The sequence below is a fragment of the Pseudomonas sp. IT-P2 genome, assembly GCF_949767575.1.
GTDB classification, from domain to species: Bacteria; Pseudomonadota; Gammaproteobacteria; order Pseudomonadales; family Pseudomonadaceae; genus Aquipseudomonas; species Aquipseudomonas pharyngis.
Genome location: NZ_CATKQA010000008.1, coordinates 1 through 20,680, shown reverse-complemented (window position 1 = coordinate 20,680; position 20,680 = coordinate 1). Strand labels below are relative to the sequence as shown.

The 20,680-nt window shown below is 59.1% G+C and carries 22 protein-coding genes; 9 read left to right on the top strand and 13 right to left on the bottom strand.

Annotated elements, in window-relative coordinates; genetic code table 11:
- Positions 1-84 precede the first annotated feature (84 nt).
- The 4 genes from ACM6JM_RS05540 to ACM6JM_RS05525 form a co-directional block, all read right to left on the bottom strand.
- Positions 85-960, bottom strand: coding sequence for an alpha/beta fold hydrolase (locus ACM6JM_RS05540; RefSeq protein WP_414881428.1), 876 nt, complete (start codon positions 958-960; stop codon positions 85-87).
- 113 nt (positions 961-1,073) lie between these two features.
- On the bottom strand, positions 1,074-2,303 hold the full coding sequence (locus ACM6JM_RS05535) for a hypothetical protein (protein ID WP_414881427.1): 1,230 nt from the start codon (positions 2,301-2,303) through the stop codon (positions 1,074-1,076).
- A 15-nt stretch (positions 2,304-2,318) separates the two neighbouring features.
- Positions 2,319-3,836 (bottom strand): trypsin-like serine peptidase, encoded by a 1,518-nt coding sequence (locus tag ACM6JM_RS05530; RefSeq protein WP_152618111.1) that lies wholly within the window; start codon positions 3,834-3,836, stop codon positions 2,319-2,321.
- A 187-nt stretch (positions 3,837-4,023) separates the two neighbouring features.
- Positions 4,024-4,482: a VOC family protein gene (locus ACM6JM_RS05525; protein ID WP_414881426.1), complete on the bottom strand. Its 459-nt coding sequence runs from the start codon at positions 4,480-4,482 to the stop codon at positions 4,024-4,026.
- Between the two features lie 283 nt (positions 4,483-4,765).
- On the opposite strand from ACM6JM_RS05525, the gene ACM6JM_RS05520 reads away from it, so the two are divergent.
- From ACM6JM_RS05520 to ACM6JM_RS05510, 3 genes are all read left to right on the top strand, one after another.
- On the top strand, positions 4,766-5,980 hold the full coding sequence (locus ACM6JM_RS05520; RefSeq protein ID WP_414881425.1) for an SfnB family sulfur acquisition oxidoreductase: 1,215 nt from the start codon (positions 4,766-4,768) through the stop codon (positions 5,978-5,980).
- Between the two features lie 2 nt (positions 5,981-5,982).
- The gene (locus tag ACM6JM_RS05515; RefSeq protein ID WP_007955819.1) at positions 5,983-6,648 is read left to right on the top strand and encodes a methionine ABC transporter permease; all 666 of its coding nucleotides are present in this window, start codon (positions 5,983-5,985) and stop codon (positions 6,646-6,648) included.
- 73 nt (positions 6,649-6,721) lie between these two features.
- Entirely contained in the window at positions 6,722-7,492 is a 771-nt protein-coding gene (locus ACM6JM_RS05510; protein ID WP_064598203.1) for a MetQ/NlpA family ABC transporter substrate-binding protein, read from the top strand.
- Between the two features lie 30 nt (positions 7,493-7,522).
- On the opposite strand, the gene soxR is transcribed toward ACM6JM_RS05510, so the two are convergent.
- Complete coding sequence (gene soxR, locus ACM6JM_RS05505; RefSeq protein ID WP_039770345.1) at positions 7,523-7,981, bottom strand: redox-sensitive transcriptional activator SoxR; 459 nt, start codon at positions 7,979-7,981, stop codon at positions 7,523-7,525.
- A gap of 90 nt (positions 7,982-8,071) precedes the next feature.
- Here soxR and ACM6JM_RS05500 point away from each other — a divergent pair, with 90 nt between their 5' ends.
- The gene (locus ACM6JM_RS05500; RefSeq protein WP_011335234.1) at positions 8,072-8,437 is read left to right on the top strand and encodes an antibiotic biosynthesis monooxygenase; all 366 of its coding nucleotides are present in this window, start codon (positions 8,072-8,074) and stop codon (positions 8,435-8,437) included.
- On the opposite strand, the gene ACM6JM_RS05495 is transcribed toward ACM6JM_RS05500, so the two are convergent.
- From ACM6JM_RS05495 to msuE, 4 genes are read right to left on the bottom strand one after another with little or no spacing between them, the layout of a single operon-like run.
- A complete protein-coding gene (locus ACM6JM_RS05495) occupies positions 8,434-9,537 on the bottom strand; it encodes a sigma-54 interaction domain-containing protein (protein ID WP_039770342.1) in 1,104 nt (367 codons plus the stop codon). The genes ACM6JM_RS05500 and ACM6JM_RS05495 overlap by 4 nt on opposite strands.
- A 24-nt stretch (positions 9,538-9,561) precedes the next feature.
- Complete coding sequence (locus ACM6JM_RS05490) at positions 9,562-10,749, bottom strand: acyl-CoA dehydrogenase family protein (RefSeq protein WP_414881424.1); 1,188 nt, start codon at positions 10,747-10,749, stop codon at positions 9,562-9,564.
- 10 nt (positions 10,750-10,759) lie between these two features.
- Positions 10,760-11,905: an FMNH2-dependent alkanesulfonate monooxygenase gene (ssuD, locus tag ACM6JM_RS05485; protein ID WP_414881423.1), complete on the bottom strand. Its 1,146-nt coding sequence runs from the start codon at positions 11,903-11,905 to the stop codon at positions 10,760-10,762.
- 10 nt (positions 11,906-11,915) lie between these two features.
- Positions 11,916-12,479 carry an FMN reductase gene (msuE, locus tag ACM6JM_RS05480; RefSeq protein ID WP_039770717.1) on the bottom strand — a complete coding sequence of 188 codons (564 nt, stop codon included), beginning with the start codon at positions 12,477-12,479 and terminating at the stop codon, positions 11,916-11,918.
- 389 nt (positions 12,480-12,868) lie between these two features.
- On the opposite strand from msuE, the gene ACM6JM_RS05475 reads away from it, so the two are divergent.
- The 4 genes from ACM6JM_RS05475 (at position 12,869) to ACM6JM_RS05460 (ending at position 17,091) form a co-directional block, all read left to right on the top strand.
- Positions 12,869-13,138, top strand: a complete 270-nt coding sequence (locus ACM6JM_RS05475; protein ID WP_103386315.1) for a hypothetical protein — start codon at positions 12,869-12,871, stop codon at positions 13,136-13,138.
- 101 nt (positions 13,139-13,239) lie between these two features.
- Entirely contained in the window at positions 13,240-13,854 is a 615-nt protein-coding gene (locus ACM6JM_RS05470; protein WP_039770336.1) for a LysE family translocator, read from the top strand.
- Between the two features lie 206 nt (positions 13,855-14,060).
- Positions 14,061-15,227 carry an aminotransferase class V-fold PLP-dependent enzyme gene (locus ACM6JM_RS05465; protein WP_074687904.1) on the top strand — a complete coding sequence of 389 codons (1,167 nt, stop codon included), beginning with the start codon at positions 14,061-14,063 and terminating at the stop codon, positions 15,225-15,227.
- A 55-nt stretch (positions 15,228-15,282) separates the two neighbouring features.
- Entirely contained in the window at positions 15,283-17,091 is a 1,809-nt protein-coding gene (locus ACM6JM_RS05460) for an aminopeptidase P family protein (RefSeq protein ID WP_414881422.1), read from the top strand.
- Between the two features lie 89 nt (positions 17,092-17,180).
- Here ACM6JM_RS05460 and ACM6JM_RS05455 read toward each other — a convergent pair whose 3' ends face one another.
- Together ACM6JM_RS05455 and ACM6JM_RS05450 are read right to left on the bottom strand one after the other, a co-directional pair.
- Complete coding sequence (locus ACM6JM_RS05455; RefSeq protein ID WP_414881421.1) at positions 17,181-17,771, bottom strand: 2-hydroxychromene-2-carboxylate isomerase; 591 nt, start codon at positions 17,769-17,771, stop codon at positions 17,181-17,183.
- Between the two features lie 33 nt (positions 17,772-17,804).
- A complete protein-coding gene (locus ACM6JM_RS05450; RefSeq protein ID WP_064598189.1) occupies positions 17,805-18,533 on the bottom strand; it encodes an SDR family oxidoreductase in 729 nt (242 codons plus the stop codon).
- Positions 18,534-18,623: 90 nt separating this feature from the next.
- Here ACM6JM_RS05450 and ACM6JM_RS05445 point away from each other — a divergent pair, with 90 nt between their 5' ends.
- Positions 18,624-19,193, top strand: coding sequence for a TetR/AcrR family transcriptional regulator (locus ACM6JM_RS05445; RefSeq protein ID WP_039770327.1), 570 nt, complete (start codon positions 18,624-18,626; stop codon positions 19,191-19,193).
- 10 nt (positions 19,194-19,203) lie between these two features.
- Here the strand turns inward: ACM6JM_RS05445 and ACM6JM_RS05440 are convergent, their stop codons facing one another.
- On the bottom strand, positions 19,204-19,485 hold the full coding sequence (locus tag ACM6JM_RS05440) for a hypothetical protein (RefSeq protein ID WP_007955851.1): 282 nt from the start codon (positions 19,483-19,485) through the stop codon (positions 19,204-19,206).
- Between the two features lie 168 nt (positions 19,486-19,653).
- Entirely contained in the window at positions 19,654-20,541 is an 888-nt protein-coding gene (rhtA, locus tag ACM6JM_RS05435; protein ID WP_039770325.1) for a threonine/homoserine exporter RhtA, read from the bottom strand.
- Positions 20,542-20,680: the final 139 nt, after the last annotated feature.

Here is a 20,680-nt window from a genome sequence, read left to right as displayed (position 1 = left end):
TTGCAGTTCGCTGTCGCGTGGGCGGATTTCTGCGGGGGAGGCGAAGCAGTCCGACGGCGCGTGCCGCCGGATTGAAGGAAAGGATCAGCGTAGAAAGTCGAGCGCTTCGGTCAGTAACAGCTCAGGGACTTCTTCGGCAAGGTAATGCCCGGCCGGCAAAGCCTTGCCCCGTACATCAGTGGCAACTTGTTGCCATTCCCTCAGCGGATCGAAGCAGCGACCGACGGTGCCCTCGGCGCCCCACAGCACCAGCAACGGCAGGTTCAGGTGGCGACCAGTCGTGATGTCGGCGCGATCATGTTCCAGGTCGATGCCGGCACTGGCACGGTAATCCTCGCAGATCCCACGAGCACTGCCGGGACGTTCCAGGCAACGCCGGTATTCGCTGAATGCCTCGTCGGTGAAGGGTGCGAGCCCGGCGCTACGGCTGCCCATGACACTGCGCAGGTAACCTTCAGGATCGGCTTCGATCAGGGTTTCCGGCAACGGTGCCGGGCGGATCAGGAAGAACCAGTGCCAGTAGGCCCGGGCGAAGGCTTCATTGGTCTGGCTGTACATCGCCAGCGTTGGCGCGATGTCGAGCAGGACCATGCGCTGCACAACCGCGGGATGATCGAGCGCCAGGCGATGGGCAACCCGCGCGCCACGGTCGTGGGCAAGGATCGAGAACTGCTCGAAACCCAACGCCTTCATCAATTCCACGCCGTCGCGGGCCATCTCGCGTTTCGAGTAATTGAGGTGAGCCTCATCGGCCGGCGGGCGACTGCTGTCGCCATAACCGCGCAGGTCGGCGGCGATCACCGTGAAGCGCTCCGCCAATTGCTCGGCGATCTTGTGCCAGATGACGTGGGTCTGCGGGTGCCCGTGCAACAACAGCAGGCCCGGGCCGCTGCCTTTGATGCGGTAGCTGATGTCCACACCGTTGACGTGGCGCTGGTCTTTGACGAATCCGGCAAACATCGGAGGCTGACCCTCTATTCAGATTGTTGTCTGCATAGTGGAATCAGCTGTCCTCCGGGGCAAGGCACAAACCGTGAATTGTCTGTCCATGAAATGTGTTGCCAACAGTGCGTCTATTGAAGAGGCGTCAGTGCCGGCAGGGGCTCAAATGAGCCAATTCCTGCATTGTTATAGGCGGCCTGCAGAGTGGTTTCGCTGTTGTCCAGTTTTTCATAAGCGATTCTGGCCCTCACGAGTGCTTTGGTTTTTTCAATGCCGGTGGCATTTTTATAAGTGGTGTAGCTTGCACTTGCGTTGTCGTAGGCGGTCGAGTAGTCGTTATATTTTTTTTCGATATCCCCCACGGCCGACTGTCTGGCAGTGATTCGCGCCTGTTGGGAAAACGCCTGCGTTACGCTTTCCTCGGCTGCGCCGCTCAATGTCGCTTTTTGGTTTTTCAGAGCATCGCCTGTGTATTTGAGCAATACATAAGGCTTGGCTGTTTCTGTGAAGATGGCTTTGACGTTGACGGGGTAAATCGGTTTCTGGATTTCAGAAGTCACTTTGGACGCAGCTAGCGTCAACCCTTCAGGTAAGGGGGACCACGGCAGCTTCCTGCCCACGACGGACTGGCTACTTATGCCTCCGCTTTTAACTGCGCTCCACTGCAACTCCAACAGTCCGAAAGGAGAAGCAGCTCCCGGGGTGCTCAACTCCGCGCGAAGCAATACATCGCGTTCGGAACCGAAGCGCCAGCTGTCGGGGGTGACGAATCGGGGGTAATACCAGTAAACCGGAACGAAGGTAAAAGCTGTGGGAGTATTGCCTTTTCCGCCACTGAACTTGAATCTCGCTTCAAGGTACAACGCCAGCGGGCCATTGACCCCTGTGGCACGATTGATTGCAGGACTCGCAGTCTGCAAAGTGGGATCGGTGAAGTAAGAGGAGAATGTATTATTCGCCGGAGTACCGAAGTCCTTGGCGATTACGATGATCATGCACCCCTCTTCATCGTTGGAGCTAAGTTCTCCACCCTTGCTCGATTTTGCAAAGCCATTCATGCGACTACTGTCTTTATAACTGATCGCTTGATCTTTACTGAGGTAGTCTCCAAGCGCATCGACGGCATTTCCAACCAGTTTGCCAGCAACTTCAGCGGCTATTGCAACTCCAACGGCGGCAATTGCAGCCGACTCCTTGTCGTTTCCTCGAGTCACCGGGCAGTTGTCCGCGGATGAAAAACCGACCCGCATCTGATAACTGGAGTCTACTTGTTTGTCAGGTGTGGACTTCATTTCTGAATGACTGCTGCAGCCAGCGAGGATTAACACAAGACCGCCAGCTAAAATTTTTTTTACAGACATGGTCGTTCCCTCGGCTTATTGGCTTTCGATAAATCTCACGGTTTTTGGAAAGGGTTCTAGTAACTTTTTGTTTATGTAGGTAGCTACGTTCAACCCAAAGCCTTCTTCGCAGACTTTTGCTGTGGGGTCGTTTTCTGACTGTCCGATATGAGTTCCGGCAAGTGTCAGTTTTGATTCGTCGTTTACAAACAGGGCGGAGCCACTTCCTCCCGACTCCGCACTGCAAAGATGGCTGAAACATCCAGTGTCTTTAACTTTTGCTGCGCACAACTCGGCTTTTCCTTGCACGAAACCTGACGGGAAAGTCTTTGGAAAAAGCAGGTTGGCCAGCGGCATGTAGGAGATTTGGGTCAATAGGGTCGGGGAGTTACTAACACCTGCTTTCTGATCGGTCATTGAGTGCAGTGCGGATCTCAGCAGGACATTGAGTTCTCCGGGATCTTTCAGGCCAGGTGCAATACGTACAAGAACCTGATCTTGCGACAGATCGTTGAGCTTGTCCTCGGTCAAGGCATTGGATTGGCTGATTGCACAAATTTGATATCGGTCCTTGCTCATGGCTGGCCTGAACCACATGTCGGAATGATTGGACAGGTTTTCAAAGCAATGGCGAGCGGTCAGGACATAGATCGGACTGCCGACTGACAAGCCGGTGCAAGCCGCATTCTTCCCCCAGGCGATCTCACCCATTTTGGTGAGCAAGGCATGTTTTTGGGCAAAAGGGGAGTTCTCCGCAGGTATATAGCAATTCAGCACCATGGCTTTCAGGGAGCTGATATACGTTTCAATGATTTTTTGAAAGTCTGTATCGTTATATTGAGCGTAGAGCGATTTTTTATCGGTCAGATATTGCCGCGAAATCTCTTGCACGGACTTTATGCCAGTACCTTTCAATGCAGAACGTGCAACCACGTAATCAGATGTGATGCTTTGCGTACAGGTTGATAGTTCTGGCTTCGAATAGTAATCGAGGAGCGTTTTTGCTGCGCCTGCCGTGGCAGGATTTTTCATGGACTCCCTCAGTTGTGTCGTTGTATCTGGCGTGTTGATTGTATGGCTAGTGATATCTGTTCGTGGGCCGAATGCCAGCAATGCCTTGTCGAGGTTTTGGTTTTGGGGATGTAGAGGGAATGTATCCAGCAATCCTGGAGATATCTGTTGGGATAAAACTTCCTCCTGCAATGCGATAGTGCCAGGTGGAAGTTCTATTTTTTCCATATCGAGCGGGGGTAGATTTGGAAAATTTTGAATGTTGCCGCCTTTTCGAGTCAGTCCGGCGAGGCTGGGCTGATTGCCCAATGATTTCAAGAGAACACCATTTCGATATTCGATGACTTGGTAACGCCTGAGACTATTGGCATCTGCTACTTGGGCGAATTTTATCAACGGTGTTTCGCTACGTAGCGCAGCGGGAATCGAGTCTGAATCTTTAGAGGCGCTGCTACAGAGGTAGTCGGTAGCCTGTATCGAGTTTGACGCGGAGGCGGATAAAACTGCCCAAGAAATCAGAAATACCTGACGAAATGGGAGCATGGGATCCTTCCTTGGCGGACGGCCAGTATTCAATTGATTCAGTTTCGATGAATGCTGGACACCGTATCTTGAGGTATAGCACTTTGCCTTTACGTTGCAAGTCTCCTTGTTCTTCTTTGGATGCTTGGTCATCAAACAAGGCAGTTGACGCTCTACAGACAACCGCCATGCTGGTCGATCATTCACATTACCCCTGCTCAAACATCTCCTTCGCCCGCTGCTCGATCTGCTCTTGCGTCAGATCCTCCTTGCGCGTGGCCAGGAACCACAGATGCCCGTACGGATCTTTCAACGTGCCGCTGCGGTCGCCGTAGAACTGATCCTTGACCTCGGACACCGAGGTGGCGCCGGCCTCCAGCGCACGCTGAAAGGATTTGTCGACATCAGTCACGTACAGATGCAGACCGACCGACACCGCTGTGTCCGGATTGCTCAACGGCCCTTGATCGCACGGCGAGCCGAGCATGATCGCGCTGTCACCGATGCGCAGTTCGGCGTGGCCGATGCCGCCGTCGGGCATGCTCAGGCGCATGACTTCGGTGGCACCGAATGCTTTCTTATAGAAATCGATGGCTTCGGCAGCTTTGTGAATGCCGAGGTACGGGGTAATGCTGTGATACCCCTCGGGAATGGGTTTGACGCTCATGGCGGTACTCCCTGTTATTTGTTGCCTGGTTTTTATTAGAGGTTAAAGGTGTGCCTTCGCCGGGGTTGCCGGTCGCTCAACTATAGATCCGTGCCGCCGCCGTGACCGAGTAGCCGACGAGCAGGCCTCCCACTGTTCAGCCATCGACAGCGAAGCAACAGAATGCGCAAGTTTTCATCGCCAGACGCCCTGAAGTTCCGCTGCAGCCCCCGTAAAACAAGGCCTTTGCGTCAGGCACAGAAGCTGCAATGACCCGGTACAACACCGATACCGAGAGTCATCCATGTCTGAATCTGCCGTTTATCCGATCAACCCGCCGGCCGCCCACCGGATCGCCGACGACGCCGAAGCTTTGCGCGTGGCTGTGCAGGTCGCCGCCGTCTTGCAGGAACACGCCGCCGAGCGTGACCGCAGCCGTGAAGTGCCCGCCGAGATCGTCGACCTGTATTCCAACAGTGGCCTGTGGGGCATCACCGTGCCGAAGGAGTACGGTGGCGCGCAGGTGTCCCTTGCGGTGCTGGCGCAGGTGATCGCGATCATTTCCGCCGCCGATCCGTCCCTCGGGCAGATTCCGCAAAACCATTACTGCCTGCTCGAAGACATCCGCCTGCAAGGCACTCCGGCCCAACAGGCGCATTTCTTTGAGCTGGCGCTGCAAGGTCATCGCTTCGCCAATGCGCTGTCGGAAACCGGCGGCAAGAACGTGCAGGACATTCAGGCGACCCTCCGCCGTTATGGCGACGGCTACGTGATCAACGGCCGCAAGGGCTACTGCACCGGTTCGCTCTACGCCCACTGGCTGGCGGTGCTGGCGCTGGATGAAGAGCAGAAGGGCCAGTTGGCCTTCGTCGAGCGCGGTACGAAAGGGCTGGTGATCGTCGACGACTGGGACAGCATCGGTCAGCGCACTACTTCCAGCGGCACGGTGCTGGCGGAAAATCTGCAAGTGGCGCCCTTCAATCTGTTTCCGACGTACCGTTCCTACGAGAGCCCGACCCTGGCCGGGCCTTTCGCCCAGTTGACCACCGCTGCCATCGACGCCGGCATTGCCCGGGCAGCGTTGCGCGATACCGTGGAATTCGTCCGCCAGTTTGCGAGGCCATGGATCGATGCAGGTGTGGACAAGGCCAGCGAAGATCCGCTGACCATCATTCAGATCGGCGCACTGGAAATCCGTCTGGAAGCCGCCGAAGCCTTGCTTGAACGCGCCGGCTGGGCGCTCGACGCCGCACGTCCGGCGCCTGATGAAGACAACGTCGCACTGGCGTCCCTGGCCGTGGCCAAGGCCAAAGTGCTGACCACCGAAATCGCCATCGAGGCCAGCAACAAGCTGTTCGAACTCGGCGGTACCCGCTCGACCCTGAAAAAGCACAACTTCGACCGCCACTGGCGCAATGCTCGGGTCCACACCCTGCATGACCCGGTGCGCTGGAAATACCACGTGGTCGGCAACTGGCTGCTCAACGGCGTCAAACCGCCGCGTCACGACTGGTCCTGATCATGGCCGAGTGGTTCAAACACATTTACTGGGCCGACATCGCCCAGGCCTGTCTCGACACCCTGAGCATGCTCGGCGCGGCGTTGCTGTTCACGGTGTTGCTGGGCCTGCCGCTGGGGCTGCTGCTGTTTCTCACCGGCAAGCGCCAGTTGCATGAAACCGTCGGCCTGTACCGGGTGCTGTCGGTGATCGTGAACATGCTGCGTTCGCTGCCATTCATCATTTTGCTGATCGTGCTGATTCCGCTGACCACGTTGTTGGTGGGCACCTCGCTGGGCGTGCCCGGAACGATTCCGCCGCTGGTGGTCGGTTGCACACCGTTCTTTGCGCGACTGGTGGAAACCGCGTTGCGCGAAGTCGATCGCGGCGTGGTCGAGGCGACCCAGGCCATGGGCGCCAACACCTGGCAGATCATCCGCCACACCCTGTTGCCGGAAGCCCGCGGCGGGTTGCTGGCGGCGGTGACGGTCACCGCCATCGTGCTGGTGGACTACACGGCGATGGCCGGCGTGATCGGTGGCGGCGGGCTCGGCGATCTGGCGATCCGCTACGGCTATCAGCGCTTTCAGACTGACGTGATGGTGGTCACCGTGGTGTTGCTGCTGATTCTGGTGCAGGCCCTGCAAATGACCGGCGACCGTCTGGTGGCGCACTACAGCCGACGCTGAAAAAACAAGTTCAACCCATAAAGGCCCCACGTTCACCCCACGACGGCCACTCAAGTCTGCCTTGGAGCACAGCATGAAAAAGACCCTGGCCGTACTGGCTGCCGTTCTGTCGTTCGGCGCCCATGCCAACGAAAAACTGATCGTCGGCGCCACCCCGGTGCCGCATGCGGAAATCCTCGAGTTCGTCAAACCGACCCTGGCCAAGGAAGGCGTGGATCTGGACATCAAGGTCTTCACCGACTTCATCCAGCCCAACCAGCAACTGGCGCTGAAAAACCTCGACGCCAACTATTACCAGTACCGGCCGTTTCTCGATGATTTCAACAAGACCCGCCACACCGATCTGGTGCCGGTGGTCGGCGTGCACATCGAACCGTTCGGCGCCTACTCGACCAGGATCAAGAACATTTCGGAGCTGAAGGACGGCGCCAGTGTGTCGATCCCCAATGACCCGGTGAACACCGGTCGCGCCCTGGTGCTGTTGCACGAGGCCGGGCTGATCAAACTCAAGGATCCGAGCAACACCCTGGCCACCCAGCGCGATATCGTCGAAAACCCCAAGCACCTGAAAATCCGTGAACTGGAGGGCGCATTGCTCGCTCGTTCAGTGAGTCAGGTGGATCTGGCATTCGTGTTCGCCAACTACGCGCTGGAAGCCGGGATCGACACCAACAGCGCACTGATCGTCGAGAAGGGCAAGAGCCTGTACATCGAGTTTCTGGTCGCACGGCCTGACAACATCAACGACCCGGGCCTGCAGAAACTGGCCAAGGCGTTGAATTCCGATGAAGTGCGTCAGTTCATTCTGACTCGCTACAAAGGGCAGATTGCGCCGGGTTTCTGATCGATCAATCCGAGGGTTCCTCTGGAACCCTCACTTGGGAACATCTAGGAAATGTGCTCCCGGCCCTTGCTCGCCCAACACATCGCCCTGATTGCGCAGCGGGCAGGCCTCCATCGACAGGCATCCGCAACCGATGCAACCGGTCAGCCGGTCCCGCAGCAGCATCAGCTGATTGATCCGTTCGTCCAGCTCACGCCGCCACTGCTCCGACAACACTTTCCAGTCCGCCGCCGTTGGTGCGCGGTTGTCCGGTAGCTGTTTCAACGCCTCGCCGATTTCTGCCAGTGGAATGCCCAGGCGTTGCGCCACCTTGATCAGCGCCACCCGCCGCAGTACTTCCCGTGGATAACGCCGCTGGTTGCCGGCATTGCGCTGGCTCTTGATCAACCCTTTGGATTCATAAAAGTGCAGGGCGGTGACCGCCACACCGCTGCGGGCCGCAACTTCGCCGACGGTCAGTTGCTTGTGCAGATTTTTCGCAGTGATCATTTGAAAAATGCCCCTTGACCTCTAGTTAACTCGAGGTTTTACCCTGCAGGCCTTCGAATCGCAAGATTCGCCTGACCGAGTGGGGATCTCATGCAAGCACCAGCGAAAAACCGCAGCTTTACCCAATTGATCGAATTTGAAATCGAACCCGGCCAGCAACCGGCGCTGGTCTCGGCGCTGGCGCTGCAGACCGAACGTCTGGCCCAGCGTTACTCAGGCTTCGTCAGCGCGAGCGTCCAGGCCAGCGACGATGGCCGGCGAGTGTTGAGCTTTCTGCAATGGCAGTCCCGCGAGGCGGGGGAGGCGGCGTTCCAGAGTTTCGAAACCGGCGAGCAGGATTTCTGGCAACTGATCCGCACTCATCAGGCGCGAACCGTGACCTTCGGTTCATTCCAGGTGCTGAGCAGCATCGCTCGCAGTCACGACGATGGCTTGCATTGCCAACTGGTCGGCTAGATCGACAGCTGGATCAAGCGCTCGCCTTGCAGGTTTTCCGTGGGCCGCCGCTTGTTCACCGCCAGTTCGCCGATTTTGATCAGTCGCGTGCGGGTGACGTTGCGGCTCAGGCCGAGCAGGGACGCGGTGTGCACCTGGTTGTAATGGCAGAAGCGATAGGCCGCACGCAGCAATGCGTCCTCGACCTTCTCATGCAGGGCGCCGGCCTGTTGCTCGAAGAGTTTCTGGAAGGCGCGTTCCAGCAGCGCTTCCGGTGAGTCGTCGGCGGCCGCGTGTTGATCGTCGGGACGGTCGATGCGCAGGTTGGATAGACGTAGATCGTCGCGCTCAATCACGCCGTTACGGCAGATCAGCAGCGTGTGGTGGATGACGTTTTCCAGTTCGCGGATATTGCCCGGCCAACTGTAGCCGCGCAGCTTGTGCTCGGCGCCGGGGCTGATGGTGATGCGCCCGTAACCCAGGCGCTGACTGTAGGCCTCGATGAAATGCCGGGTCAGCGGCAGGATGTCGCCGGGCCGATCGCGCAATGGGCTCAGCTCCAGATTGACCACGTTCAGCCGGTAATACAGATCCTCGCGGAAATGCCCGGCGTTGATGGCTTTCTCCAGTTGCACGTTGGTCGCCGCCAGCACCCGCACATCGATGGGAATGCTCTTGCGCGAACCCAGGCGCACCACTTCACGCTCCTGCAACACCCGCAGCAATTTGACCTGGATCGCCATCGGCAGATCGCCGATTTCATCGAGGAACAGGGTGCCGCCATCCGCCTCTTCAAACCACCCGGCCTTGGCGCTGAGGGCACCGGTGAAGGCGCCTTTTTCGTGGCCGAACAGTTCGGCTTCCACCAGCGATTCGGAAAACGCCCCGCAGTTGACTGCAATGAACGGCCGGTTGCGCCGGTTGCTCAGGTTGTGGATGTGCCGCGCTACCAACTCTTTGCCGGTGCCCGTTTCGCCGATGATCAGCACGCTGGCTTCGCTCGGTGCGACCTGTTGCAGATGCGCGAGCAGGGCCTGGGATTTCGGGTCTTCGAACACCTGGGCGGTGGCGCGAATCGAAGTGGCCAGGGCGGGTGAGGGCGGCAGGGTCAGCAGTTGCATGGGGTCTCGCTCCACGAAAGAAAATCAGGAATAGAACGTTGGCACCGGCAGGGACTGGTTCAGCGCCCAGTCGCCCAGCTCGTGGAGCTTGTAATCCAGCGGGTCGTGCAGGGTTTGCGTGCGCAGGTTGCGCCAGTGTCGATCCAGACGCAGCGACGCGTGAGTCGAACGGGCGCCGGTGACTTCGAACAATCGGCTGCAGATATCCAGACCCTGACGACTGGCGGCGACCTTGGCCGTGGCAATTGCCGTGGCCAGGTGACCGCGTTCTTCGGCACTGAGGTTCGGGCCTTTGGCCCAGGCCTCGTCGAGCAACGCGGCGGCGCGTTCTACCAGCAGACGAATACCTTCGAGGGCGACCCAGAACTCGCCGTAATGGGCCAGCACATACGGATCTTCGCGCACCTCGCGCACCGAGGATTTGTGCCAGACACGGGTTTCGCTGAGGGTGTATTGCCGCGCCTCTTCAAAGGCCCCTTCGACAATGCCGAGAAACATGTGGGTGAACGTCAGTTGCGCGATCAACGGGCGCAAGCAGGCGAACGGTGTGCTCAACGGACCGGGATCCAGCAGCAGTTCCGACTCTTCGACCCGCACCCGTTCGAACGTGGCGCTGCCGCTGTCGGTCTGGCGCTGGCCGATGTTGTTCCAGTCGTTATGCAGGGTGATGCCGCTGCGGCCGCTGGGGATCGCCGCGATCAACAGTTTGCCGCCGTTGCTTTCGTCCACCGCCGAGGCGATCAGCATCTGCGAATCGCTGGCGCCGGAGCAGAAGCTCTTCTTGCCGGAAAACTCGCGCCAGCCGCCCAGATCCTTGACCACGGTGCGGGTGTCCAGCGGGTTGAGCGCGTTGCCCCAGAACCAGTTCTGCCGCGCGGTCTGTTCGAACCACGGTTGCCATTGTTCGGGGCGGGAAAACAGGCGCACGGTGGCAAGCATCAAATGATGAAAGCCGAAGACGTGGGCGATCGAGCTGTCGACCTTGGCGAATTCGCGCACGACTTCCAGGGTTTCGCTCCAGCGCGCGCCGAGGCCGCCGTAACGGGTGGGAATGCTCAGGGCCAGCAGACCGCTGTCGCGCAGGGCGTCACGTTCGGCTTTCGGTGTGCCGCCACGCTCGTCGCGCTCGACGGCGGTCAGGGCAAATTCGGCGGCCAGTTGGCGGGCGGTCTGCAACGGGGAGAGCAGGGTGCTTTGCGGTTTGGCAGTCACTCGGTCTTCCTCAGGCGTTGGCTTTGGCGGGCAGTACATCGTTGGCGATCATTTCGCCAAACGGCCCGGTGAGGTTGGTCACGCCGCGTCCGGCCAGGCTCGCGTACGGCTCGGGCAACAGCGGGAAGACCAGCTCGGCAAAGCGGTAGGCCTCTTCCAGATGCGGATAGCCGGAGAAGATGAAACTCTCGATGCCGAGGTCTGCGTACTCCTTGATTCGCGCTGCCACTTGCTGCGGATCGCCGACCAATGCGGTACCGGCACCGCCACGCACCAGTCCGACGCCGGCCCACAGGTTGGGGGCGATTTCCAGGTTGTCGCGGCGCCCGTCGTGCAGGGCAGCCATGCGTCGCTGGCCTTCGGAGTCGAAACGGGAAAAGGATTTCTGCGCGGCTTCAACGGTTTCGTCGCTGATGTGTTCGATCAGTTTGTCAGCGGCTTTCCAGGCTGCTTCGGCGGTCTCACGCACGATCACGTGCAGGCGAATGCCGAATTTCACCTTGCGCCCGTGACGGGCGGCGCGTTCACGCACGTCGGCGAGTTTCTCGGCGACGGCGGCCGGCGGTTCGCCCCAGGTCAGGTACACGTCGACCTGCTCGGCGGCCAGATCGTGGGCCGCGTCGGAGGAACCGCCGAAGTACAGCGGCGGATAGGGTTTCTGCACCGGCGGATACAGCGCCTTGGCGTTCTGTACCTTCAGGTGTTTGCCTTCGAAATCCACCGCTTCGCCTTGCAGCACCCGGCGCCAGATCTTGAGGAATTCATCGGTGACTTCGTAGCGTTCGCTGTGGCTGAGGAAACTGCCGTCGCCACGGTTTTCGTCCGGGTCACCGCCGGTCACGACATTGATCAGCAAGCGGCCGTTGGACAGTCGATCCAAGGTCGCGGCCATGCGCGCCGAGACGGTTGGCGAGATGATCCCCGGACGAATCGCCACCAGATAACGCAGGCGTTCGGTGAGCGGCACCAACGCCGAGGCGATCACCCACGAGTCTTCGCAGGAACGCCCGGTGGGAATCAGCACGCCGTGGTAACCGAGGCTGTCGGCGGCTTGCGCCACCTGTTTCAGGTAATTGAGGGTGACCGGGCGCGCGCCTTGGGTGGTGCCCAGATAGTGACCGTCGCCGTGGGTCGGCAGGAACCAGAAAACATCCATGAACAGCTCCTCAGGCGATTTTCAGCAACGGTTTGATGTGAGTGCCGAACAGCGGCGCGGCGCGTTCGGCGGCCAGACGGATACGTGCCTTGAGCGGTTCGCTGGTGATCTGGTAGTCGGCGAAATCGGCTTCGGTGGCGTACACGCCAATCGGCAGGGTCACGGCCTGGAAGAAACTGAACAGCGGGCGCAACTGGTGATCGAGGACCAGCGCATGGCGTTCGCTGCCACCGGTGGCGGCGAGCAGCACTGGTGTGTCGATCAGCGCATTCAGGTCGATCAGGTCGAACAAATGCTTGAGCAATCCAGGATAGGAACCGCGATAGACCGGCGCGGCGACGATCAGCAGGTCAGCCTGTTCGATGGCTTGCAGCTCGGCTTCGATCTCGGCCGGTAACTCCTGGCGGGACAGTGCGCCGCCAAGTGGGCGGGCGATGTCGCCGAGTTCGATCAGATGACTCTCGACCGGCAAGTGCCCGGACAATTCGGCCAGCAGGGCCTGGGTCAGCACCAGGGTGCGGGACGGACGCCAGGTTCCGCCGGACAGGGCGACGACTTTCAGTGGACGCGACATGGTCAGTTCCTTTTTCAACAGTTGCTCGGCGAGCAGTGAGTAGTCACTGGAGCAGAGCAAGCGCTGTACCAATTCCTGTAAGGCCCGTATTCCGGGGCTTTGAGCGTTGTCGGCGGCTGTGCTCGTGTGACTTTCAGGCGGGTTTGTTGAACCGCTGTTGCCTGGGAAACAGTTGCTGGAGCAACAGTGCCGAACGCGATGAAGGATTTATAAAGGCTGACTTTTATTCCGTAAAAGACTGTTAATTGATATTGATAGGTCTTTTGAGAATATGCAGAGCGAATCCTGCCCGAATTCTGATAGCCACTATTGAGAGCGTTGATTTCTGCCAAAGCGTGCCCGGGCGTAGCCTTTCTCCATCGACCCACACTGCTCGCCAGGACGCTCCCATGAATCGTTTACTGACTGTTTCGCTGATGCTCGCTGTCTCTGTTCTCGCCGGTTGCGCGAGCCATGGTTCCCCGGAACTGCGCCCTTACACGGCGGAGGAAACCCGCGAACTGGCGCTTGAATCGCTGAACCGTCGCGGTCTGTCCTTCGAGGAATACCACGCGAAAAAAGCCGAATTGCTCGGCCAGCCACAGAAGACATTCGGTTTCGATACCAAGGGTGAAATGAGCGCCGAGCGGGCCGTACAGCTGCACGGTCGTCCAAGCTGATAGCAAACTGTACTGCTCGAAGTTTTACCCAACTGTCCGTGGGTTTGCGCGGCGCCGTGGGATAGGGTCAACACCTGAATGACCCTGACGGACTGCCTGCCATGACCCTCTCGCTCGACCTGTTGCTGGGCTTTGCCCTGTTTGCCCTTGTCACCTCGATCACACCGGGGCCGAACAACACCATGTTGCTGGCATCGGGCGTGAACTTCGGTTTCAACCGCACCATCCCTCATATGCTTGGCATTACCTGCGGCTTCTTCGTGCTGGTGGTGGCGGTGGGTTTTGGCCTGGGCGCGGTATTCCAGACCTATCCGCTGCTTTATACGATCCTGCGTTATGTCGGCGCGGCGTACTTGCTGTACCTGGCATGGAAAATCGCTCACTCCGGCCCGGTCGGCGACAGCGAGCAGGGCGAGGCGAAACCGATCAGCTATCTCGGCGCGGCCGCTTTTCAGTGGGTCAACCCCAAGGCGTGGATCATGGCCATTGGTGCCATCAGCACCTACACGCCGATGCAGGGCTATTTCACCAACGTGATCGTGATTGCGGCGGTGTTCGCCATCATCAACCTGCCAAGCGTCGGCGTCTGGGCGGCGTGCGGGACCTTGCTGCGCAACGTGCTCAAGGATCGCCGCTGGTTGCGGCTGTTCAACTGGGGCATGGCAGCGCTGCTGGTGATTTCGCTGTATCCGTTACTCCTTGAAAGCTTTAGCTGACGCAGCGCTACAACCGCCGGCCCGATGCCTGTTAAAGTCGCGTTCAGGAGCGTTCCTACGCACTTTTAAATGAAGTTGTTCTTCTTTAACGGCCTCCGATCAGGTATTGATGACGCTCTCGAACCCGGACGCAGCTCACAAGGCTGCGTCGTGCCGTTTGCAGACACGAGCCTCCTGATCCCGGAACACGCTCTGCGAGTCTTTTTATGAACACACGTCCGCTGTATTTCGATTACGCCGCCACCACCCCGGTGGACGAGCGGGTCATCCAGGTGATGATCGAGTGTCTGGGTTTCAACGGTAATTTCGGCAACCCGGCTTCCAGTTCCCACGCCTTCGGCCAGCAGGCCCGGCAAACGGTCGAGAACGCTCGCCGGCAAGTCGCCGAACTGGTCGGCGCCCAGGCGCAGCAGATCGTCTGGACCTCCGGCGCCACCGAATCCAACAACCTTGCACTGAAAGGCGTGGCCCAGGCCCGTGGTGTGTCCGGCGGGCACATCATCACCAGTCAGATCGAACACAAAGCCATCCTCGACACCGCCCGGCAATTGCAGGACGCCGGTGTCGCCGTGACCTATCTGGTGCCGGACGCCGAAGGCCTGATTACCGCGCAAGCGGTCAGCGAAGCGATGCGTGAAGACACCTTTCTGGTGTCGCTGATGCTGGTCAACAACGAACTCGGTACCGTAAACGACATCCCGGCCATCGGCGAAGTGGTGCGTGGGCGCGGGGCGTTGTTCCACGTCGATGCGGCCCAGGGCGCCGGCAAGGTCGCGATCGATCTGGCGCAATGGCCGGTCGATCTGATGTCGTTTTCGGCGCACAAACTCTACGGGCCCAAAGGCATCGGTGCGCTGTACGTCGGCCCGCGTGCGCAACAGCGTTTGCAGGCGCAGATTCACGGTGGCGGGCACGAGGGCGGCTTGCGTTCCGGTACGCTGGCGACTCACCAGATTGCTGCCATGGGCTCGGCGTTTGCCCTGGCCGCCGACGCTTTCGATGACGAGAAGAAAACCATCGTTGCGTTGCGCGAACGACTGCTCGAACAACTCTTGAGCCTGCCCGGCGTGCGCCTCAATGGCAGCAGCACCCAACGTATCCCGCACACCTTGAGCCTGACCTTCAGCGAAGGCGAGTTCAACCCGGCAGCGCTGAGCCATTCGATCGCGTTTTCCGCGACCTCGGCCTGCAATTCCGCGAGCAACACACCGTCCCACGTTTTGCTGGCATTGGGGCATGACGCGCACCTGGCCGGCCGTACCATTCGCCTGAGCCTCGGCCGTTTCACCACCGCCGAAGACATCGACAAGGCTGTAGATCTGATCAAGACCGCCTGCGCCAGTGCTCCGGCATTCTGGGCGACAGGACTTTAACCAGCCGACCTGACGGCTACGAACAATAACGATGAAGTGATTGGCAGGAGACATGATGAGTACCCAGACTTTGACCGAAGGAACGGTTCCCCAGCGCCTCGCGCACACCCGTGAATTGATGCGTCGCGAAGGTATCCATGCGTTGCTGGTGCCGTCCGCCGACCCGCACCTGTCGGAATACCTGCCGGGTTACTGGCAGGGCCGGCAATGGCTGTCGGGTTTCCATGGCTCGGTCGGCACGTTGATTGTCACCAACGATTTCGCCGGGGTCTGGGCCGATAGCCGTTACTGGGAACAGGCGACCAAGGAACTCAAGGGCAGCGGCATCGAGCTGGTGAAACTGCAACCGGGTCAGCCGAGCCCGCTGGACTGGCTGGCCGAGCAGACGCCGGAAGGTGGCGTGGTTGCGGTCGACGGCGCGGTGATGGCCGTCGCGTCGGCGCGTACGCTGGGCAGCAAGCTAGAAGCACGGGGCGCCAGTCTGCGTACCGACATCGACTTGTTGAAGGAAGTCTGGAGCGATCGCCCGGCGTTGCCGAACGCGCCGATCTACCAGCACCTGCCGCCGCAGGCGACTGTCAGCCGTGGCGAGAAACTCGGCAAACTGCGCGAAACCTTGCAGGAACGCGGCGCCGATTGGCACTTCATCGCCACCCTTGACGACATCGCCTGGCTGTTCAACCTGCGCGGCGGCGATGTGTCGTTCAACCCGGTATTCGTTTCCTTCGCGCTGATCAGCCAGCAACAAGCCACGCTTTTTGTGGCACTGAGCAAGGTCGATGCTGAGCTGCGCGCAGTGCTGGAAAAAGACGGCGTGGCCCTGCGCGATTACAGCGAAGTCGCTGACGCCTTGCGGGCGATCCCGAGTGGCGCGAGCCTGCTGGTGGATCCGGCGCGGGTCACCAGCGGTCTGCTGGATAACCTCGACACTGGCGTGAAACTGGTCGAAGGCCTGAACCCGACCACACTGGCCAAGTCGCAGAAGAGCCTGGCGGACGCCGCACACATCCGTCAGGCGATGGAGCAGGACGGCGCGGCGCTGTGCGAGTTTTTCACCTGGCTGGATTCGGCCTGGGGTCGTGAGCGCATTACCGAACTGACCATCGACGAAAAACTCACCGCCGCCCGGGAGCGTCGCCCGGATTATGTGTCGCTGAGTTTCAACACCATCGCTGCGTTCAACGCCAATGGTGCGATGCCGCACTACCACGCCACTCCGGAAGAACACGCGGTGATCGAGGGTGACGGCTTGCTGCTGATTGATTCCGGTGGCCAATACCTGGGCGGTACCACCGACATTACGCGGATGGTGGCGGTCGGTACGCCGAGTGAAGAGCAGAAACGTGACTGCACTCGGGTGTTGAAGGGCGTGATCGCCTTGTCCCGCGCGCATTTCCCGAAAGGCATTCTGTCGCCGCTACTGGATGCGATTGCCCGTGCGCCGATCTGGGCCGAAAACGTGGACTACGGTCACGGCACCGGTCACGGCGTGGGCTACTTCCTCAACGTGCATGAAGGTCCGCAGGTGATCGCCTATCAGGCGGCGCCGGCGCCACAAACCGCCATGCAGCCTGGAATGATCACCTCCATCGAGCCGGGCACTTATCGTCCGGGCCGCTGGGGTGTGCGGATCGAGAACCTGGCGATGAACGTTGAAGCGGGGAGCAGTGAGTTCGGCGAATTCCTCAAGTTCGAAACCCTGACCCTGTGCCCGATCGACACTCGCTGCCTGGAGCCCTCGTTGCTGACGCAGGAAGAGAAGCAGTGGTTCAACGCCTATCACGCCGAAGTGCGCGAGCGTCTGAGCCCGTTGCTTGAGGGCGCGGCGCTGGATTGGTTGAACACCCGTACTGCCGCTATTTAACAGGTTGAAGCTCGGGCGCTGCGGCCAGCGCCTGGGTCATGAAGTCGACAAACGCGTTGACCCAGGCGGACTGGTGTGGTTGTGGAGATTTAACGCAGGGCTTCCACAACGAAGTCGAGCCGGTCCTGACCGAAGAACAACTGGTTGTCGATGAACATGCTCGGCGCACCGAAGACGCCACGCTTCACGGCGGTTTCGGTGTTGTCCTTGAGCGCAGCCTTGACCGCTTCATCGTTGGTCAACGCCAGTACTTCTTCAGGATTGAAGCCATGTTCGGTCAGCACGGCGGCAACTGTTGCCGGCTCATCGAGGGCGCGGCCTTCAACCCACAGCGCTTTGAACAGGCAATCGATGAATGCCAGGAAGCGATCCGGATAACGCAGTTGAATGCTGGTGACCGCGCGCATCAACATCAGGGTATTGATCGGGAAATGCGGGTTGAATTTCAGGGGCACGCCGTAGCGTTTGGCGTAGCGGTCCAGGTCCTGAAACATGTAACGACCCTTGGCCGGGATCATTGCCGGCGACGCGTTGCCGGTGGCTTTGAAGACGCCGCCCAGCAATATCGGAATGTAGATCAACTGGCTGCCGGTTTCAGCGCAGATTTTCGGCAGTTGGGTATACGCCAGGTAGGTGGCGGGGCTGCCGAGATCAAAATAGAACTCCACGGTTTTGCTCATGTTCGCTGCACTCTGTTTTTGTTCTTGGTGGGATTACCAGCGTTCATTCCACGGACGCAGATCCAGTTCGAACGTCCAGGCGTCCCGTGGCTGGCTATGCAGATACCAGTAGTTCTCGGCAATGTGTTCGGGGTCGAGGATACCGTCCTGATCTTTGGTGGCATATTTGTCAGGGAAGTTGTCGCGGATGAAATCGGTATCGATGGCACCGTCGACCACAACGTGGGCGACATGAATGTTCATCGGGCCGAGCTCTCTGGCCATGCTTTGTGCCAGAGCCCGGATACCGTGCTTGGCTCCCGCGAATGCGGCAAAACCCGAGGCGCCCCGCAGACCAGCGGTGGCACCCGTAAACAGGATCGTGCCGCGACGGCGGGTCACCATCCGTTTGGCGACTTCCCGGGCATTGAGAAACCCGGAGAAACAGGCCATCTCCCAGATTTTGAAATACTTGCGGGCGGTTTCTTCAAGAATGCTGCAGGGCACGTTAGCGCCGATGTTGAAAACGAACGCTTCAATCGGTCCGAGGCGGGTTTCGATATCTTCAATCAGTGCAATTACGTCTTCTTCCTTGCGCGCATCGCACGCAAAACCGTGGGCTTCGCCGCCGTCCATCTGAATGGCTTCCACCAAGGGCTGCAATTTGTCGGCGCTGCGCCGCGTGACGCAAGCGATGAAACCTTCTTTGGCAAACCGCCTGGCAATGGCGCCGCCCGTGGCATCACCTGCACCGACAACCAATACGACCTTCTTGTTATTCATGGGTGGATCCCTTTAGTAAACGATCGTTAAGTGAACGAACGTTATGCTAGGATTTGCTCAGCGTCAAGGCACTCAATGTGAGGACAAAACATGCGGTATTCCGCCGGTCACAAGCTGGAAACCAAAGAAAAGCTCCTGCAAAGCAGCTCGTTGTCTGCGAAAAAAAATGGGTTTTCATCAATGGGCGTCGATGGTCTGATGAAGGCGATCGGCTTGAGCGGGGCGGCGTTCTACAGTCATTTCTCGTCCAAGGACGCCTTGTTCGCGGCGATCGTCGAACGCGAGTTGGGCCAGAGTCTGGAGCGCTTGGGCGGGCAGGGTACGCAGGATCGCGAACGGTTGGAGCGATGCTTGAAACTGTATCTGAACATGGCCCATGTCGAGCAGCCTGATCTGGGCTGCGCATTGCCTGCGTTGGGCGCCGAGATCGCGCGGTCCGATATTGTTGTGCGGGAGCAGGCCGAGCTGTGGATTTGCAAACTTCAGGAGAATTGGGCGCAAATTCTGGAAAGTGACAGCCTGGCCTGGGCAATTCTGTCGCAATGCGTCGGAGCACTGGTGGTGGCGCGTATGCTGGCGTCGCCCAGGATTCAGCAGCGGGTGCTGGATTCATGCCGTGAAGAGATCGGGATCCAGCTCGCCGCTTCGCGAACGCAGTAGGGGCGATGATTTATTTGCAGATGACGATCATGCTACGGCTGGTATAGCCGGCGGGGTTGAGGCCAAAGGGATAATCACCTGGCTCTTCCACGGTGTCGCCAGATTTTGCAATGACTTTGTAGCCCTTCGGCGCGCAAGAGTTCGCGGCACTGGCGTAGCACTTGTCCCAAGAGGAGGACAACCCCGAACAGTTGATGTGCAGCCCTTTTTTGCCGTGTTTGACCTGGGTCTTCGACGTCGCCGCGCAGCCCGCAACGGCGAGTATGGCGATCAGTATCAAAATTCGTTTCATTACCGTCCTTATGGCCGCCTCGAGTCTGACGCTCGGGTCTGCCTGTATGCGCTCTCGCTTGAAGCGTTCCGATATCCCTATCCGAAAAAATCCATGTCTGGCACTGGGTTGCGAGGCTAAACATGGCCTAAATGAACGCCAATTGCCAGACCTTCGTAAAATCCTCTTTCAATCTGCCGCGATGGCGGGTTTAGAGGTGCTGCCCATCGTCATGGTTGCTCCTACGGAGGCCAGAATAATGCACAGGATCGCCATCCATTGTGACAAAGAGAGGTATTCCTGAAGGAAAAACAGACCCGAGAGTGCGCCGAAGGCCGGTTCGATGCTCATCAGCGTGCCGAAGGTGCGGGCGGGCATGCGGGTAAGGGCGACCATTTCCAGTGTGTAGGGGAGAGCTGTGGACAGGATCGCGACCCCGATAGCGATCGGGATCAATGCGGGTGTCAGCAGTGCGCTGCCGGCGTGGACGATGCCTATGGGGGCGACGAACAGGGCTGCGATCATCACGCCAAGCGCCGCGGTGGTCACGCCATTATCTGCTCCAGCCTTCTGGCCAAACAGGATATACAAGGCCCAGCACGCACCGGCTCCCAGCGCATAACCTGCACCGATCAGATCGATACCCGTTGTCGTGGCGCCGGTCGGTATCAACAGCAACAAGCCGATGGCAGCCAGGGCAATCCAGAGAAAGTCGATCGCGCGACGCGAGGCATAGATAGCGACTGCCAGCGGACCCGTGAACTCCAGCGCGACTGCGATGCCGAGCGGAACGGTGCGCAACGACATATAGAAAAGGAAGTTCATGCCGCCTAGCGCCATCCCGTAGATAATCACTGTGCGCAGTGATTTGGCTGTCAGCTTCGCTCTCCAGGGTTTAAGCAATAACAGCATGATCACGCTGGCGAAGATCAGGCGAAGGGTAGTAGTACCTTGGGCTCCAACGATAGGGAACATGCTTTTGGCCAGCGAAGCGCCTGACTGGATTGATGCCATGGCTATTAATAGCAGGCCAACCGGGAACAGAGTTGAGGCAAGGCTGCGAGGTTGATCGTTCATTGCGTGGCATCATCCGAAGAGTAGCTGTTGTATTGGGCAATATAGTGCGCACTCGCCAAGTCCCCGTCTATATAGAAGCGGTCTTTTTCCTTCTCTTGATAGAAAACTCAAATTAAGGGTTGACGGCAGATTCTGAGTC

What these genes read in the sequence shown, in the direction of transcription:
- ACM6JM_RS05540 (WP_414881428.1), bottom strand. Translation starts at nt 960, where the DNA reads ATGTTTGCCGGATTCGTCAAAGACCAGCGCCACGTCAACGGTGTGGAC.
- ACM6JM_RS05535 (WP_414881427.1), bottom strand. Translation starts at nt 2,303, where the DNA reads ATGTCTGTAAAAAAAATTTTAGCTGGCGGTCTTGTGTTAATCCTCGCT.
- ACM6JM_RS05530 (WP_152618111.1), bottom strand. Translation starts at nt 3,836, where the DNA reads ATGCTCCCATTTCGTCAGGTATTTCTGATTTCTTGGGCAGTTTTATCC.
- ACM6JM_RS05525 (WP_414881426.1), bottom strand. Translation starts at nt 4,482, where the DNA reads ATGAGCGTCAAACCCATTCCCGAGGGGTATCACAGCATTACCCCGTAC.
- ACM6JM_RS05520 (WP_414881425.1), top strand. Translation starts at nt 4,766, where the DNA reads ATGTCTGAATCTGCCGTTTATCCGATCAACCCGCCGGCCGCCCACCGG.
- ACM6JM_RS05515 (WP_007955819.1), top strand. Translation starts at nt 5,983, where the DNA reads ATGGCCGAGTGGTTCAAACACATTTACTGGGCCGACATCGCCCAGGCC.
- ACM6JM_RS05510 (WP_064598203.1), top strand. Translation starts at nt 6,722, where the DNA reads ATGAAAAAGACCCTGGCCGTACTGGCTGCCGTTCTGTCGTTCGGCGCC.
- soxR (WP_039770345.1), bottom strand. Translation starts at nt 7,981, where the DNA reads ATGATCACTGCGAAAAATCTGCACAAGCAACTGACCGTCGGCGAAGTT.
- ACM6JM_RS05500 (WP_011335234.1), top strand. Translation starts at nt 8,072, where the DNA reads ATGCAAGCACCAGCGAAAAACCGCAGCTTTACCCAATTGATCGAATTT.
- ACM6JM_RS05495 (WP_039770342.1), bottom strand. Translation starts at nt 9,537, where the DNA reads ATGCAACTGCTGACCCTGCCGCCCTCACCCGCCCTGGCCACTTCGATT.
- ssuD (WP_414881423.1), bottom strand. Translation starts at nt 11,905, where the DNA reads ATGGATGTTTTCTGGTTCCTGCCGACCCACGGCGACGGTCACTATCTG.
- msuE (WP_039770717.1), bottom strand. Translation starts at nt 12,479, where the DNA reads ATGTCGCGTCCACTGAAAGTCGTCGCCCTGTCCGGCGGAACCTGGCGT.
- ACM6JM_RS05475 (WP_103386315.1), top strand. Translation starts at nt 12,869, where the DNA reads ATGAATCGTTTACTGACTGTTTCGCTGATGCTCGCTGTCTCTGTTCTC.
- ACM6JM_RS05470 (WP_039770336.1), top strand. Translation starts at nt 13,240, where the DNA reads ATGACCCTCTCGCTCGACCTGTTGCTGGGCTTTGCCCTGTTTGCCCTT.
- ACM6JM_RS05465 (WP_074687904.1), top strand. Translation starts at nt 14,061, where the DNA reads ATGAACACACGTCCGCTGTATTTCGATTACGCCGCCACCACCCCGGTG.
- ACM6JM_RS05460 (WP_414881422.1), top strand. Translation starts at nt 15,283, where the DNA reads ATGAGTACCCAGACTTTGACCGAAGGAACGGTTCCCCAGCGCCTCGCG.
- ACM6JM_RS05455 (WP_414881421.1), bottom strand. Translation starts at nt 17,771, where the DNA reads ATGAGCAAAACCGTGGAGTTCTATTTTGATCTCGGCAGCCCCGCCACC.
- ACM6JM_RS05450 (WP_064598189.1), bottom strand. Translation starts at nt 18,533, where the DNA reads ATGAATAACAAGAAGGTCGTATTGGTTGTCGGTGCAGGTGATGCCACG.
- ACM6JM_RS05445 (WP_039770327.1), top strand. Translation starts at nt 18,624, where the DNA reads ATGCGGTATTCCGCCGGTCACAAGCTGGAAACCAAAGAAAAGCTCCTG.
- ACM6JM_RS05440 (WP_007955851.1), bottom strand. Translation starts at nt 19,485, where the DNA reads ATGAAACGAATTTTGATACTGATCGCCATACTCGCCGTTGCGGGCTGC.
- rhtA (WP_039770325.1), bottom strand. Translation starts at nt 20,541, where the DNA reads ATGAACGATCAACCTCGCAGCCTTGCCTCAACTCTGTTCCCGGTTGGC.